Origin of the sequence: Diaminobutyricimonas sp. LJ205, from assembly GCF_009755725.1 — a bacterium.
Taxonomy (GTDB): Bacteria; Actinomycetota; Actinomycetes; order Actinomycetales; family Microbacteriaceae; genus Ruicaihuangia.
This window is the reverse complement of sequence record NZ_CP046619.1, coordinates 1,207,673-1,222,969: the sequence shown is the minus strand read 5'-3', so window position 1 is coordinate 1,222,969 and position 15,297 is coordinate 1,207,673. Positions and strand designations below refer to the sequence as shown.

14 protein-coding genes are annotated in these 15,297 nt (G+C 65.8%); 5 read left to right on the top strand and 9 right to left on the bottom strand.

Features of this window, described 5'->3' with window-relative positions:
- Positions 1-3: 3 nt before the first annotated feature.
- The 4 genes from GO591_RS05815 to GO591_RS05800 all read right to left on the bottom strand — a co-directional run bounded on the left by GO591_RS05815 (position 4) and on the right by GO591_RS05800 (position 4,639).
- Positions 4-2,037: an Hsp70 family protein gene (locus GO591_RS05815; RefSeq protein WP_157155951.1), complete on the bottom strand. Its 2,034-nt coding sequence runs from the start codon at positions 2,035-2,037 to the stop codon at positions 4-6.
- A 138-nt stretch (positions 2,038-2,175) separates the two neighbouring features.
- Positions 2,176-2,730 (bottom strand): dihydrofolate reductase family protein, encoded by a 555-nt coding sequence (locus tag GO591_RS05810; RefSeq protein WP_157155950.1) that lies wholly within the window; start codon positions 2,728-2,730, stop codon positions 2,176-2,178.
- Positions 2,731-2,864: 134 nt separating this feature from the next.
- Positions 2,865-3,770, bottom strand: a complete 906-nt coding sequence (locus GO591_RS05805; RefSeq protein ID WP_157155949.1) for an aggregation-promoting factor C-terminal-like domain-containing protein — start codon at positions 3,768-3,770, stop codon at positions 2,865-2,867.
- 287 nt (positions 3,771-4,057) lie between these two features.
- The gene (locus GO591_RS05800; protein ID WP_157155948.1) at positions 4,058-4,639 is read right to left on the bottom strand and encodes a DnaJ family domain-containing protein; all 582 of its coding nucleotides are present in this window, start codon (positions 4,637-4,639) and stop codon (positions 4,058-4,060) included.
- A 120-nt stretch (positions 4,640-4,759) separates the two neighbouring features.
- Here GO591_RS05800 and GO591_RS05795 point away from each other — a divergent pair, with 120 nt between their 5' ends.
- Positions 4,760-5,365, top strand: a complete 606-nt coding sequence (locus tag GO591_RS05795) for a dihydrofolate reductase family protein (RefSeq protein WP_157155947.1) — start codon at positions 4,760-4,762, stop codon at positions 5,363-5,365.
- On the opposite strand, the gene GO591_RS05790 is transcribed toward GO591_RS05795, so the two are convergent.
- The gene (locus tag GO591_RS05790; RefSeq protein ID WP_157155946.1) at positions 5,362-6,021 is read right to left on the bottom strand and encodes an NUDIX hydrolase; all 660 of its coding nucleotides are present in this window, start codon (positions 6,019-6,021) and stop codon (positions 5,362-5,364) included. The two genes, GO591_RS05795 and GO591_RS05790, sit on opposite strands and share 4 nt — an antisense overlap.
- Before the next feature lie 113 nt (positions 6,022-6,134).
- On the opposite strand from GO591_RS05790, the gene GO591_RS05785 reads away from it, so the two are divergent.
- The gene (locus GO591_RS05785; RefSeq protein WP_157155945.1) at positions 6,135-6,659 is read left to right on the top strand and encodes a hypothetical protein; all 525 of its coding nucleotides are present in this window, start codon (positions 6,135-6,137) and stop codon (positions 6,657-6,659) included.
- An 8-nt stretch (positions 6,660-6,667) separates the two neighbouring features.
- Here the strand turns inward: GO591_RS05785 and GO591_RS05780 are convergent, their stop codons facing one another.
- Positions 6,668-7,066, bottom strand: a complete 399-nt coding sequence (locus tag GO591_RS05780) for an SHOCT domain-containing protein (protein ID WP_157155944.1) — start codon at positions 7,064-7,066, stop codon at positions 6,668-6,670.
- A 114-nt stretch (positions 7,067-7,180) separates the two neighbouring features.
- Positions 7,181-9,694, bottom strand: coding sequence for a winged helix-turn-helix domain-containing protein (locus GO591_RS05775; RefSeq protein ID WP_157155943.1), 2,514 nt, complete (start codon positions 9,692-9,694; stop codon positions 7,181-7,183).
- A 242-nt stretch (positions 9,695-9,936) separates the two neighbouring features.
- Here GO591_RS05775 and GO591_RS05770 point away from each other — a divergent pair, with 242 nt between their 5' ends.
- The 3 genes from GO591_RS05770 (at position 9,937) to GO591_RS05760 (ending at position 12,926) form a co-directional block, all read left to right on the top strand.
- Positions 9,937-10,173, top strand: a complete 237-nt coding sequence (locus GO591_RS05770) for a hypothetical protein (RefSeq protein WP_157155942.1) — start codon at positions 9,937-9,939, stop codon at positions 10,171-10,173.
- A 354-nt stretch (positions 10,174-10,527) separates the two neighbouring features.
- Positions 10,528-11,577 carry a hypothetical protein gene (locus tag GO591_RS05765; protein ID WP_232466288.1) on the top strand — a complete coding sequence of 350 codons (1,050 nt, stop codon included), beginning with the start codon at positions 10,528-10,530 and terminating at the stop codon, positions 11,575-11,577.
- Positions 11,574-12,926 (top strand): DUF2252 domain-containing protein, encoded by a 1,353-nt coding sequence (locus GO591_RS05760; protein ID WP_157155941.1) that lies wholly within the window; start codon positions 11,574-11,576, stop codon positions 12,924-12,926. Before GO591_RS05765 ends, GO591_RS05760 begins: the two co-directional genes overlap by 4 nt.
- Before the next feature lie 21 nt (positions 12,927-12,947).
- On the opposite strand, the gene GO591_RS05755 is transcribed toward GO591_RS05760, so the two are convergent.
- The gene (locus tag GO591_RS05755) at positions 12,948-14,210 is read right to left on the bottom strand and encodes an MFS transporter (protein ID WP_157155940.1); all 1,263 of its coding nucleotides are present in this window, start codon (positions 14,208-14,210) and stop codon (positions 12,948-12,950) included.
- A gap of 52 nt (positions 14,211-14,262) precedes the next feature.
- Complete coding sequence (locus GO591_RS05750) at positions 14,263-15,174, bottom strand: oxygenase MpaB family protein (protein WP_157155939.1); 912 nt, start codon at positions 15,172-15,174, stop codon at positions 14,263-14,265.
- Positions 15,175-15,297: the final 123 nt, after the last annotated feature.

Genomic DNA, 15,297 nt, shown 5'->3' with positions numbered 1-15,297 from the left:
CCATCACCCGGCCGGGGATTCCAGTGCGGGGTCGGTCGGCGCCACGGTGGGTGCCGGGTCGGGGGTCGGCTCCAGTGTCGGTGTCGGGTCGGGGGTCGGCGCCAGTGTCGGTGTCGGAGACGGCGTGGGATCCGGGGTCGGGTCCGGTGTGGGGTCCGGGGTCGGGTCCGGTGTCGGATCGGGAGTCGGATCAGGTGTCGGGTCGGGAGTCGGATCAGGCGTTGGGTCCGGTGTCGGATCAGGCGTCGGATCAGGTGTCGGGTCCGGAGTCGGATCCGGCGTCGGATCAGGCGTTGGGTCCGGAGTCGGGTCGGGCGTCGGATCCGGAGTCGGGTCGGGCGTCGGGTCCGGAGTTGGATCCGGCGTCGGGTCCGGAGTTGGATCCGGCGTCGGATCAGGGCTCGGGTTCGCCGGCGTGCTCGGCGTTGTCCCGTTCGGGGTGCTTCGGTCGGCAGGCGCTGGGGTCGGCCCGGGGATCGTCGGCGCTGGCACCGCGGTCGATCCGGCACCCGGCGCGTTCGCTTTCGCGCCGCGGCGGGGTACGACCGTGTCCTTGTCCTTCTTCGCAGAGTCCTTGCTCGCGGAGTCTTTGCCTGCCGAGTCCTTCTTCGACGACTTCGGAGCAGCATCGTTGCCGCGGGATCCATCCGGAGTTGTCGGGTTGGGCGCGGCGGCCGCGCCTTGGGCTCCCCCGGCGTCAGCGGCGCTGGGGTCTGCCGCGCTGTTGTCACCATCGGTTCCTGAGAACAACGAGCCGACGCTGAGAACCACCGAATCCCACATGGTCCCGGTGAGCACGAGTGCCCCGGTGACTCCAGCGGCCACAGCAACTCCGGCGCCGATTCGGCGAACGGAACCCCGAGCGGGCGGCCATAGGAACGGACGGACGTTCGCCGCTGGCTGCAGGTCGCCTTCGGGTGTGGCAGCGTCGTCGCTCGTCTGTGGGATGGCGGACCCCGCTGCATCCGCCACGATCATCGCCGCGGCCGCTGCCGCTGATGCCGCTCCCAAGGAGGCCGTCACTGTGGGGTCGGGATCGATGGCTAGCGGGCGCTCGAACTCCTGCGACAGAATCTGGGCGACGAGTGGAACGCGGGCAATGCCGCCGGCCAGCACGACAACCGCCAGATCGCGGGAACGGATGTGTGCGGATTCCAGCAGTTCGCTGAGTGTGGCGGCTGCGGTGTCGACGAATGGCTCGATGAGAGTCTCGAACTCGGAGCGCACGATGCGCACTTGGGTGTGCGCACCAGGCAGGTCAACCCGGACCGATGCCTCGGAATCCGACGACAGGGTCTGCTTGGCGACCGCGCATTCGGCATGCAACTGGCCGAGCGCGGCGACGACTTCGGGGTCGGAGGTGTCGAGTTCAGCGTACGAAGAGCCCAGGTTCGCGGCGACGTGGTGGAACACCAGATCGTCGATATCCGCGCCACCGCGCCCTTCGACGCTTCTGGTCGCGATGGTGTCGAACGAGTCCTCGCGAACCTTCCGCAGCAAGGCGACATCAAGGTTCAGTGCTCCAGCATCGACAACAGCAAGGATGGTGCCAGGAGGCAAATCAACGGCGTGCCGCCGCCCGGCGGCTTCCGCCTCGCTCATGAGCACCGCGGCCGGCAATCCGGCGGAGGCGAGCGCCTGCGCGGCCAGCTCTTCCTTGTAGCCGCCCCAACCCGTCGGATGGCTCACGACGATCGCGTCCGGCGGGTCACCCTCGCGCTGCTGGGCTTCGTCGACCACCCATCGGGCGACGGCTGCATACAGCTCATCGGCGGTGAACTCGAAGTCGTCGACAATGATCGGCGTCGGATCTCCGACCCGCTCCGTGAAGTCGCGGATGAGGCGTTCCGGATGCTCGGCTCCTGCTCGCTCCGCTCCGCCTCCGGCGATCAGACGACCGGAGTCGTCGACGTACACGAGTGCTGGGACCGGGCTTTCGAAGAGCGCGTGCGGAACAACCGATTCGTCGTCTTCGATAGGGGTAAGCGAAGCGGCTACGAATCTGTTTCCGATGTCAATACCGAGGACGTACTGCATAACTTCCTGAACCGGCGATCAGCAGCGACCGCCGCGGGTAGTTCGGGTGTGTGGTCGGGTCTTGCGTATGTAACACTCTGCTCGTGGTGCGTGATTGTCAAGGCAGAGAGAGCGTTCTCAGGCGATCTTGATGAAGGGTCAGCGCACCCGGTAGCCGAGGTGAATGACGCCGCTGTCAAACGTTCGCTGCTGCACCAGGTCCAGGTCGACTCGGAGGCCTTGGGAGAAAGCGGGCTTGCCGCCACCGACGACGACCGGTGAGACGAACAAGTGGCATTTGTCGACCAGGTTGGCGAGGAACGCGTGTCTGGCGAGGTCCGGACCGGCGATCAGGATGTCGGATTCGACGTTGTCTTTCAGCGCTCGGATTCCGTCGGCGTCGAACTCGCGCTCAAGGTGGGTCCTGGCACTGGAGACCTCAGACAGGGTGCGCGAGTACACCACTTTGTCGGCCTCACGCCATTGGGCGGCGAAGTCGCGGATCTCGGCTGGCTCGCCCTCGAGTTCGATGGACTCCCACGCGAGCATGACCTCATACATCCTGCGGCCGTAGAGGTGCGTTCCTGCGGACGCAGTCAGGGCGTTGATGTACGCGTGCACCTCGGCATCGGGCGCGCTCCAGTCGAAGTCACCACGCTCGTCGGCGATGTACCCGTCGAGCGAGGTGTTCATGCCGTAGATCAGCTTGCCCATGAGTGCTCCGGGGTGGCGGTAGACGTGGACCTCAGACTTACCAGAGCCCTTTCCCGTATTCAACGGCAAACGCGAAACGCTCCCGAGAGAACTCGGGAGCGTTTCACGATCAGCGCGCGTTCGTGATCAGCGGATCAGTACCAGCCCTTTGCCTGGGACGTGGACCACGCGGAGCACGGGTCGCCGTACGAGCCGGCAATATAGCCGAGGCCCCACTTGATCTGCGTGGCGGGGTTGGTCTTCCAGTCAGCGCCGGCGGTGGCCATCTTGCTGCCCGGCAGCGCCTGCGGGATACCGGTAGCGCCACTGGAACTGTTGTACGCGTTGACGTTCCAGCCGGATTCCTTGTTCCAGAGCTTCACGAGGCAGTTGAACTGGTCTTCGCCCCAGCCGTACTGGGAAGCCATCATGTCGCGAGCGATCGCCTGCGCACTGCCCGGGCTCACGTTGACTGCGCTGCCGCCCGATGAGCCCGTTGAGGTCGACCGCTTGGCGGCTGCCGCCTCGGCAGCCTTCGCCGCAGCAGCAGCTTCGGCTGCGGCAGCGGCCTCCGCGGCGACGCGGTCGGCTTCGACGATGGCACCCTGCACCGCCGCAGCGTCGGTCTCGACCTGGCTGACGAGCTGGAGAAGCTGGATCGGCGCGCGGTCATCGGCCTGCTCAAGTGCGGCGACCGAGGCGGCGAGAGCCGTGGCATCCGCCTTGCCCTGTGCCGCAGCGATGACGCCGTGCGCAGTCGTTGCCGCGACTGTGGCCGCACCCGCCGTTCGGTCTTCGAACATGATGCGCTTGTCGGAGTTCTGATCGACGGCTTGCTGCACGAGCTGTGCGGTGGCCTGCTCGGTGGCCTCAGCCGCAGCAGCGGACTGCGCGGTGAAGCCGGTTGCGGCGACGCCTGCGAGGGCGACGACAGCGCCAACCGCGAGGACGCTGTGAAGGTGGTGCTTCAGATGTTTGGGGTGCTGCTGCTTGGGGTGCTTTTCGGTAACGCTGGCCCGGCGTCGGCCGGACGGGAACAAACGACTAATTCGGTTTGACATAGAGATTCACCAGAGAGCCAACCGGCGCGAACGCGTCGCAAGCTCAAGCTCGAACGATTCCAGGCACTGTGCCCGGACGAAGCCGACAGCTTTCGTGGCTTTTCTGAATAAGTCATCCAAATGTCGGGTGCATTGCCTCCATGCGGGTCCGCACCGCCCCGAGCCTTAGATCAGACTTAATGCCGCTCGATCGGCACGCTGGTGGCGATCGCTGCTAACAGAACGATCAATCCTCAAAGAATTGGTCCCAGCACTTTCTGCGGTTATTCTCAGCTTTTTTGAAGCATTCAGCGGGCCTTTTTCGCCCGTCTGCGCTCGCGCCAACTTCGAGCAGGCGGCGGCGCCTCAACCTGCTGCACCGCCTGAGCTTGCTCACGCAACGCCGCACGCCGTGCTCTCCACCGCTCGAGTTCACTGTCGATGTCCCTGGTGGGTGTGATCACCGGCGGGCCACCGAGCAGCTGACGGCGAGCCTCGATCACCCGCCTGTTGAAGTCCTCGAGGATGCTCCGGACCTCGGCCTCGGTGCTGACACCGTCGAGCCGCTCGTTCAGCGCCGCATCCTCGGTGCGCAGGGTCAGGGCAGGCGGTCCGAGCCCGGTTATCCGTTCGCTCTCGATCTTCTGGCGCAGCCACCAATCCGGGTCGTACACCCGGTTCAGGTTGGTCAGGGGCTTTCCGGTGCCGGGAAGATTGTCGAATTCGCCGCGCCGGATCGCCTGCTGAATCGCCATCTCGGAGATCTGAGCGCGTTGGTCGGCAGTCGGCGCCGCTGCCGGCTCCTGCTCCTGCTCTTCGGCGAGCGCGGGGTCCAACCGGTATCGGGCGGCTTTGAGCCGAGCATCCTCTGGCGGCCGCTTTCCCGTCATGGTTTCCAGCGTAAGGTTCGACCCCCGCCCGGTCGAGGTCTTGCCTTCACCGATGGGTGCGAGAAGGATCGGGAGCGGTGTGCCGGCAGTGCAGCCGGCCTCACAAGGAAAGAGAACACGATGAGACAGCTCGTTGTGCAGACATTTCTCACCCTCGACGGTGTCTTGCAGGCGCCGGGCGGGCCAGAGGAGGATACGAGCGACGGTTTCGCCTATGGCGGCTGGACGGTCAACTACTGGAACGACCAGCTGAACCAGGTCATGGACGGGTTCACCGGTAAACCCTTCGCCATGGTGCTCGGGCGCAAGACCTACGACATCATGGCCGCGTATTGGCCCCACGCGAGCGACGCGGACGGGGCATCCACCTTCAACAACGCGACCAAGTACGTCGCGTCGCGGAGCCGTCCGCAGCTGGACTGGAGCAACTCGGTCCTGATCGAGGGCGACGCCGCCGACGGACTGGCAGCGCTGAAGAAGGAAGACGGTCCGGAGCTGGTGGTCCCCGGCAGCGGCAATCTGATCCAGTCACTGCTTCGAGCGAACCTGGTGGACGAGTTCCGGCTGATGATCTTCCCGGTCGTCGTCGGCGTCGGCAAGCGGCTCTTTGCCGACGGCACCACTCCCGCAGGACTCAGCCTCGCTGACAGCAGCATCTCGAGCACCGGCGTGGTGACGGCGGTCTACCGGCCTGCCGGAGAGGTTCCGACGGGATCGTTCGGTTAGGGCAGCGGGATCGTGCGGTTTGGATCCCACGGCACCGACCAACCGAGTTCGTCGAAAAGCCGGTCGAGCACGAGCGCGGTGAAGCCCCAGACAACGACACCGCGTACGGAGAACGCGGGAGAACGGTAGTCACGCCCGCCGCGGGTGAAGACCGCGGTCACCCGGTTGTCCGGGTCCAGCAGGTCGGCCACCGGCATCCGGAAGACCTCGACCGCCTCCCGATGATCGACCGCAGCGACATTGGACGTGCGCGCCCACCACGCGAGCACCGGGGTCACCAGATTGTTGCTCACCGGCAACGCCAGCGGCGGGAGCGCGCCAAGCACCTCGACGCCCGCAGGGTCCAGCCCGGTTTCCTCCACCGCCTCGCGCACCGCGGTTGCCGCCATGTCGACGTCCGTGGCCTCCACTCCCCCGCCTGGGAACGAAATCTGCCCGGCGTGGTGACCCATCGCGGGTGCCCGTCGTTGCAGGAGCACATCCAGGTCCCGCGCGACCGGTGCGGTGGACTCTGCCGGGACCGAGTCGAGGACACCGAACAGCACAAGCACCGCTGCCAGGCGGGCGTTGGATGGATCACCCAGCACGCGCCCCGGCGCCGCCCAATCCCACGTGGTTGTGTCGAGCGCGCGCAGGTCGGCGTGGGCGTTTCTCATTGCTCCATCCTGACCGATTGGCACCTACCATGGGCGTTGTCGGCCTCATCGCCGCAGCCGCCCGAACAAGAACGCTGCCGAGGGGCCGCGCGGCACTCCCGAAGGAGATGGCAATGCGTTCAGAGCGGAGCGACGCCGATCAATCTTCGGCCGACCAGCTGTTCCTGGCGACCTTCGCGACCGAGCAGTCGATCTACGGTGTGATTCTCGTCTCCGGGATGGTGGTGGTCGCGGGTGCCGGCGGCGGCACCTCCTGGGAGGTCTTCACGACGGTCGTGTTCACGGTGATCGTGTTCTGGGCGGCCCACGTGTACGCCGGTACGGTCGCGCAGCACAATCTGGTCCCGGGTCAGCCGTCGAGTCTTCCGGACTCGTTCAAGCACAGCCTTCTGCAGTCGTACGGCCTATTGACCTCCGCCATCGTTCCATCGCTCGTACTGCTGCTCGGAGCGACGGAAGCGATTGACGATCTGTCCGCGATCTGGGCGGCGCTGTGGACCGGAGTCGCCGTGCTGGCGGTGCTCGGCTACCGCGCCTTCGCGAGACGAGGCGCGCCCTGGTGGGCGCGCCTCGCAGGAGCGGCAGGGACGGCCACCTTCGGGATCGCGATGATCCTGCTGAAGGCCTTCATCCACTGACGCGCGGATTACACGCGGGTAGTGCTTGCGGAGCCGCCCATCGCCCGAGCCTTGAGCGCCTCGTACTCGCTTGCGCTGATTGCCCCGGAGTCGAGCAGCGCCTTGGCTTGCGCGATTTCATCCGCGGGTGATGAGCCGGCGACGGATCGGATGTAGGAATCCGTGTCTTCGCGAGATCGTGCCATGGTCTCGGCCTGGCGCCTGGCCATCCCCGATCCGCGGGCGATCAAGTAGATCAGTGCCGTAAGGAACGGCACGAAGATCAGAAGGATGACCCACAACGCCTTCAGCCACCCGCTGAGTTCGTGGTCGCGGAAGATATCGCTGAGCACGGAGAACAGCACCATCAGATAGGCGATGAAGACGAAGCTCCAGAAGAAGAAACTTACAAAGTCCCAAAAGTTCATGTTCGGTGACCGTTTCTCTCAATGCGCGCCCGACGGGTGCTCTTTCGCGAAAATGTAATGCCCGCTCGTGCGCCCGGTCGTCATACTGCCGGGGTGATCTCGTCACCCCGGCTGCTAACGCAGCAGCCCGAGTTCTCGGGCACGCACGATCGCTGCGCTGCGGTTCGGGACGTCAAGCTTTCGATAGATGTGGACCATGTGGGTCTTGATGGTGTTCACCGAGACGAAGAACTGTTCGGCCAGTTCGGTGTTGGTCGTCCGGCTGGGCAAACAGGCCAGTATCTCGAGTTCGCGCTGGGTGAAGCGCCCGGCAAAGTCAGCATCGGGGCGGGCGGCCATCAGGCGCCTGCCCCGCTCGAGAATACGATCGTGGAACTCGGAGTGCTGCGCCGGCTGCCGCTGGAGCATCCGGATCACGTCGGGCCCCGCTCGAAGAAACGGGTCGACCGACTCATTGTCCTGGGCAAGCCGGAGAGCGTCATCGAGCTCGCGCTGCGCGTTCAGGGCTTTTCCCTCGACCTGGGAAAGCCATGCCACCAGGATCAACCGTTCGAGGTCTTCGGTTGCAGCCAGCCCGGACGCTATCCCCGGCCACGACGAGAGCAGGTCCCGCGCCGGCCTTGTCTCAACCAGTGTTAGCGCCGCGGCCACTTTCTCAAAAAGCACCCAATGTGACGTTCCGGATGCCCGCGGGGAGTCTCCCAGAGCGCGCTCCGGCTGTCCATCGAGTCTCCAGGCACGCAACTGATTGGCACTAAGGCGGTCCCGCACGATCGGTGGTGGCGGACCCGTCGGCTGCGGACAACGCGAAGTCGGGACGACGGAGGCGGCAGACTCCTCCAACTCTGTCTGAAGGAGGTGCCCGAGCCACAGCAACTGAATCCGCCCGTTCGATGCTGCCAGCGAGGCGCCTTGGTGCAACGCGATCGTGGCTTGAGCGAAATCAGTGCGTTCCGCAGCCGCGAACGCTCGAGCCAAGTGGGCGTCGGCAGTTCCCGGGTGTTCCGTCAGGCCCGCTTCCTCGGCGATCGCCAATGCCTCGCCTGCGAGGTCGAGGGCAGCCCCAGTGCGCCCGCACCAGGCTTCCAGGAGCGCGAGCGACCCCAATGCGTTGATGCGCCACAGCGAATAGCTCGAGCCTTCAGACGCGAGCGCCGCCCGCAACCAGCGCCTGCTCTCATCGAAGTCGCCCTGCAGAAACAGGGAACGTCCGCCGGAGAAGAGTGTCACAGTCTTCAGCGAGGATCGTGAGGTGACTCCAAACCAGTTGGGCGTCACGATGTGCGGGAGCCGGTCGAACATGTCGAGCGCACGTACGGCCAGCGTGGTCGTGGTTTCCCCGTGCGGAATCCACTGCGCTCGCGCACTGAGGAACGCCAGACATATCAGCCGATCCGCGTCAGAAGCCTCCTCGCTGTTCAGGACGTCACTGAGCAGGTCTGCCGCGACCACCATCTGACCCGCCAAGCAGTGCAGGAGTCCAAGCAGGAGTGTGCGTTCCGTCTGCCCGGGGTCCGCCGAAGCGGGCAGCTGCTCGATCCACCTGATCATGGTGAGCATCTCGCCGCGCTCGTACACCTCGTGACCTCGCGCGCGAATCAGGTCATATGCCTCATCCCAGCTCTGCGCTCGCAGCAGGTACTCCACCGCGTGATCCCAGTCCCCCTGGTCGACATGCCATCGGGCCGCTTTGCGCAGGAGTGCCCGCTCGACATCGGGCGCCGCCGCGCGAAGGCGATAGCGCAGCAAGTCCCGAAACAGCGAGTGGAATCGGAACCACGCGCGCCGATCGTCCAGCGCGACCAGGAACATCGACTCACGCTCGAGAAGTTCGAGGAACAGTTGCGCGTCTGCCTCGCCTGTGACTGCCGTGAGCAGGTCGCCGCTGATCTCCTCGAGCACGGATGCCTCCAACAGGCTCGCCCGCACCGACGGCGCCTGCGCGCGAAGCACCTCCTCGCCGAGGTAGTCGGCCACGAGTCGGTCGGTTCCGCCAAACCCGGCGACGAACTCATCGGCGTCCTCACGCGCGCGCAACATCAGCCCAGCCAGTTGCAAACCGGCGGCCCATCCTTCCGTGCGCTCGACCAGCCGGGTGACGTTCTCAGCGGACAGGCGTCTCCCGGAAATGCGCTCGAGCAGTTGCGCGGAGTGTTCAACGTCGAAAGCCAGGTCGGCGCTGCGGATCTCGGTCAGATCTCCGTGCAGCCTGCGCTGTGCCCACAGCAGTGGCAAGTCTGTGCGCGTGGCAATGGCGAAATGCACCTGGACGGGCAGCTGGTCCACTATCGCGACGAGGTCGCCGAGCAGCGCTTTGTTCGTCAGCTGGTGAAAGTCATCGAGCACGAAGAGAGTCGGCGGCAGTTGGTCGAACAGCACGCCGAGTTCCTCTAGGAACCGCGCGCCCAGACCGCCACGAACCATCGGGACGGTCGCGCTCAAGGCCGCGACATCCGTCCCCGAATTTTTCATCCCCGTGGTGAATTTGCGGGCCAGGTGTGCGGGATCGTTGTCGCGGGGAACAAGGTCGAGCCAGACCACCGACAGGTCACGCTGCTGCCCCGCCCACTGCCGCAACAGGACCGTCTTGCCCGCACCCGCCGGGGCGATGAGCAGGGCGAGGGGCACGGCAACCAGACCGTCCAACCGCTCTCGGAGGGCTGGGCGATCGACACTCTGATGGGTTGTTCGTTCGGCTACGGCCATACGCGAGGTCTCTCGTGACTGACAGTCTGCCAACACTCGGCGTGTGCGGCTAGTGGGCAGACAACCCGTGATGGATCACCCTCAGGGAGTGACGAAGCCGTCAGCCGTCGGGCTGATACTGGAGCCTCAAGCTCGGGTCGACGGTGGCGGGCAGGAAAGTAATCGTGACCATCCAGACTGTGGAACTCGTGATCAGAGGGACGTTGAGTCCCGCGTTCACCGAGGCGTTTCCCGGATTCACTGTGACGCGGGTCGAGCACGGCCGTACCCACTTGGTCGGGGCTGTGGAGGATCAGGCGAGCTGGCACGGTCTGCTCGATGTGCTGCCGGCGCTCAATATCGAGCTCGTCTCGGTGAGCGTGAAATCGTCGGATGCCGAAACGACGGACAATCCGACTTGACGCACGATCGAAGTCAGCGTCAGCCGTCATGAACATAGTCATGGTCCTCGCCAACTGCTCGGGCTCGAGCTGTTCGTGTTCGAGCACACCGGTACTGACACCGCCGCCCTCGCTCGCGCCAGCCACGTTAAAGAAGCGCCAAAGCCGGGACATCATCCCTTCAGGGTGATGTCCTCATACTGCTCCGGACTTAATTTCGGGGCACGAGCCGCAGGGGCGGCCAGCTCGCGGGATCGAGGAACACCCATGCAGAACACTTCGCGGGTCTTTCAGATGACGGCCCGAAGTGCGGATGCGCGGGAGCTCCCGCTCCATCAGGAACCTCCGCTCAGTCAGCCCGTTCCGATCGCGGGAGTGGTTCGTCGCCCGGCCAAGGACGCCGAGACGCTCGAATCCACCGCGCTGTTGATCGCTTCTGCCCTGTTCGTGGTCACATCGGTGATCGCCGCCATCCTGTTCTGGGGCAGATCCGCCCCGATCTCCGGTCCAGGATCAGTCGGCCAGTTCGTCGGTTTTGCCGGCGCCGTAACCGCCGCGGTCGTCTTCCTCAGCGCTCGCGCGCTGGTCAGCGGCGAAGCGAGAACTCGAACCCGCGATCAGCTCCCACCTGACCCGAGCGAACGTGCTGTGCCGGCGATGCCGCTCCGTTGGTTCGATGTCGCGGCATTGGCGCTGGCGCACGCCATAACCGCCGGGCTCGCCTGGATCGGAATCGCCGATCTGGTCAGCCGGAGCTTCACGGGAGCGGTCATCTACGCACTGTCGGCTGCGGTGCTGTCAGGCGCGGCGATTGCCCTCACCTGCTACGTCGTCTTTCTGTCGGCGGTCAGCGTCACACCGATGTTCTTGTCCGTCATCCTGGCGGCCTTCGTCGTCGTCGGTGTCTTTGCCAGCATGCTCAGCGCGTCTGATCCGCTGTGGTGGCAGGAGAACCTCAGCACCCTCGGTATCTCCGACGACTTCTCGGCTCGCTCCTTCAATATCACCTTGGTGATTGCGGGAGTCATCGTGACGACGATTGCGCACTATGCCACCGCTGCGCTCCCCACGTCCACTCCGGTGGAGTTGAGGGGCCGGAACTTCGTGCGCTACTGCCTGGTCGCCATCGGAATCCTGCTCGCATGCGTCGGGCTGCTGCCGCTCGATGAGTTCTTCGCGGCACACGGCGCTTCGGCGAGTGGGATGGTGGTGGTCTACGTGACGCTGGTCCTCGCCCTGCGCTGGGCTCTTCCCGCCACCCCGCGCGTGTTCATCCTGCTCGGCTACGTCTACGTCGGGGTGATCGCGCTCCTGGCGGTGTTCTACCTCACCGGCTACTACAACCTCACCGCGGTCGAGTTGGTCGCGTTCATGATGGTGTTCAGCTGGTTGATCGTCTTCCTGCGCAACACGATTCGCCCATGACACTCGAGCAGCCCTCCCCAGCAGACTCGGCCGCCCGACGGCGGTTGCCTCGCAGCAACCTGGCAACCCTGAATCCTGAAGAGAGCAGGGCCGACCCGGTCGATCTGATCAACGCGCAGGCCCAGACCCGCTATGCCGAGTTTGTGCCAGTGCGGCACACAAGGATGGCGGCATCCGCATTCGCCTTCTATCGAGGCAGTGCCATCCTGATGGCGCGCGATCTCGCCGCCCAGCCGGATAGCGGGCTGAGCACCCAACTGTGCGGAGATGCGCATGTCGCCAATTTCGGCCTGTTCGCCAGCCCCGACCGTCGGCTGGTGTTCGACGTCAACGACTTCGATGAAACCGGTGCCGGACCCTTCGAGTGGGATGTGAAGAGGCTGGCGACGTCGTTCGTGCTCGCGGCGAGGAACTCGGGTCTGAAACCGAAGTTCGCGCGGCTGGCTGCAGCGACCGTGGCGCGAGCGTACCGCGAGGGCATGGCCCAGCATGCCCGCACCCCGGTGCTGCAAGTGGCGTATCAGCGGCTGGAAACCCAGCGGGTCGAGGACATGATGCGCGCCGAGATGGGGAGGGAAGGCGTGCGCCGGGTCCGAGCCGGGGTGAGTGCTGCCACCGCGCGCGACTCCTGGTCGGCGGTCCGGAAGCTGACGCATGTCGTCGATGGCTCTCGGGTGTTCCTCGATTCGCGCCCGTTGCTGTTCCGGCTGCCGCTGGAAGGCGAGGTCGGCGAGCGGGTGCGGGCGGCATTCGAGGGGTATCGTCAATCGCTGCCGGCTCGCAGTCGCGAGCTGCTGGACCAGTTCAGAATCGTTGACTTCGGGCACAAGATCGTCGGGGTCGGCAGCGTCGGTCTCTACGCGTGGGTTCTGCTGCTGCAGGGACGCACTCCGGATGACCTGCTCATTCTGCAGATCAAGCAGGCCGAGCGGTCCGTGCTGGACCCGCTGGCGCTCGTGGAACCGCCGGACGACGACGCTCATGCCGGTCGGCGGGTGGTGGTCGGCCAACAGCTCATGCAGGCGGCGACGGACATCCTGCTCGGCTGGACCTCGAATGTGAACGGTCAGTTCTACTACGTGCGGCAATTGCGGGATATGAAGTGGTCGCCTGAGCTCCAGGCCGTCCAGCCGCGGCCGATGCTCGCGTATGCCAAGTTGACCGCAACCGCCCTCGCTCTCGCGCATGCCCGGGCGAGCAACCCGGTCCCGATCGCGGCCTACCTTGGGCGCAGCGACACCGCCGACCGGGCGTTCGCCGAGTACGCCCTGACCTACGCGGATCGCGTGGAAAAGGACTACGACAAGTTCCGCGAGGCGATCGAGTCCGGTCGCGTTGCCGCGGAGTGAGGCGGGGCAGGCCCGCGTCGGTCAGGCTTGCGGGGCGGCATCCGCTCGCACCACGTTGGTATCCGCCGGGTCGCGCTGTCGACGGCTGGCGAACAGCAGGGGAATGCCGATCAGTTCGATCACGCCACCGATCACGAGCGAGGTTCCGTAACCCCAGAGGTCGGCCGAGCGGCCCAGCGCCGGCTGGATGAAGACGCCGCCGAGACTGCCGAACAATGAATCGAACGAGAGCACGGTTGCCCGCTGCTTCGACGGGATCATGTCGTTGAGGTAGGCCCTAGTGACGGGTTCGGCGACCGCGAAGACGAATCCCCAGACGACAAGAAGCGCGATCGCGAGCCAGAACAGGCTGTTCACCCCGAGGATGATCAGGCTCACTCCGCTGGCGATCGATGCCCCGATAATCGTGCTGGTTCGCCGGGCGAACAGACCCCGGACGCGAGGCGCGAGCACGCCGCCTGCCACTTGCGACAGCGACAGGATTGCGGCGGCGAGGCCGGCGATCGAGTATGCCGACTCGTCGCCCCACAGCTCCAGCAGGTACGGCTGCAGCGCGTAGAACGCGTAGATCCCGACACCGGACGCGAATGGGGCGGCGAGGATCACGTAGCGCACCGAGCGCCGCTTCAGCCCGTGCTCGATCGATTGCGTGAGCACGTTGCGCGTCGCCTTCAGAGGACCGGCCCCGCGATCCGGGGTGAATCCGAGATCCCGCATCACGAAGAACGCGAACACGAACATCACCACGAGCAGTCCCGCGCGCAGCAGGAATGGGACACCGAGGTTGGTCGCTTGGGCGACGACACCGCCCAGCACCGACCCGGCGAACATCGCGATGCCGGTCACCACCAGCCCGCGACCGAATACCGCCTCGAGACTGCCGGTGTAGTCATGGAAAGTCAGCGCATCGACGAGCCAGGCTTCGACCGCACCGGAGAAGAAGGTGAAGCCGAGTCCGAGCAGCACCGAAACGAGCGCCCACCAGCCGAACGGCGCGTGCCAGACCCACAGCAACCAGTAGAGCGCTGTGGATGCCGACAGCGTGATCGTACCGAGCAGGTAGGACGCCTTGCGCCCCACCGTGTCGGCGACAACACCGGTCGGGATCTCGAAGATCACCATGCCCGCGGTGAAGAATGCGTTCGCGGCGAACGCTTCGAAATTGGACAGTCCGGCGTCCAGCAGGAACAGTGTGTTGATCCCCCAGATGAAGGACGCTGCCAGGGTGTTCCCGAGCAGGAGCACCAGGTAGACGCGCTGGATGCGCCGCGCCGCCTGGTTCATAACCGGCGCCCGATCGACTCACTCGATCCAGTCACACCAGCAATGATCGACCTCAGCGGTGCGGATGGCTAGGGGCCGTACTGTCCAGTCTCGCCAGTCGGGCGCGAGCGTTCTGCTCACTCGGTGACACCGGTCCGAGCACGCGTTTTGCCACCGTGAGCAGAACGCGGGTCAAGGTCACCGCGGGCCACCACGGCCGTTCCAGCCCGAGCAGGTTTCGGTAGTGCGGCTCGAGCGAGGCGACTGCTCCGCCGAAGAGGATCGGATAGACGGCACCGGTGAGGCCAGGCAGTCCGGGCCGGCGCAGGAATCGCACCGCCTGAGCCACGCGCTCGTCAGGTTTCGCGTCATCCAGAAACCCGGCCATCTCCGCGCGCAGTTCCGCGACCGTGGTCGGGGGATTCTGCACTCCCATCAGCCGGCCGGCCTGCGCCCACTCGCGCACGTAGGCGTCCGCGCCGCCCGGTATGGGTCCACCCCAGAGCTCGTGGGCGCCGATGAACGCCTCGGTGAACGCGTCGTGCACCCACCTCAGCAGCTCTTCATCGTTCGCCGAGTAAGGACGCTCGGTCCCCCGGGCATCGACGTAAGTGCCGGTGATCCGCTCATGCAGGCGGGACACGTGGGCGGATGCCGCGGCGGCACTGCGGCGATCGCCGAAGGTGGTCATGGCGACCCAGCGGACGGTGCCGTCGAGGCGTCCGAGCGGGTCCTCGTTGTACCGCGAGTGATCGTGGACGCCGGCCATGGCCCCGGGATGCAGCGTCTGCAGCAGCAGAGCGCGGATCCCCGCAACCAGCGTCGGCAGCGCGCCATTGACGGCCCACACCGCGCTGCCCGGTCCGAAGAACCCGGCGTCGTCACCCTCGGCGAGGGAACGCGTCCAGGCTGGCGGGTCTCGGCGCTGACGGCGGCTGGGTCGCCAGCGTGTGGCGCCCAGGCTGCTCCCCCGCTGATCGCTCATACTCGAACCTAATCCGGGGCGAGCGGTGCGCGGCTGCGGATCTGCTGCGAACCACTCTTGCCGCCGAGTCTCTTCCGGGTGTCAAATCGACTAATACGATGCGGCGCAATCCACGGCGGGAGT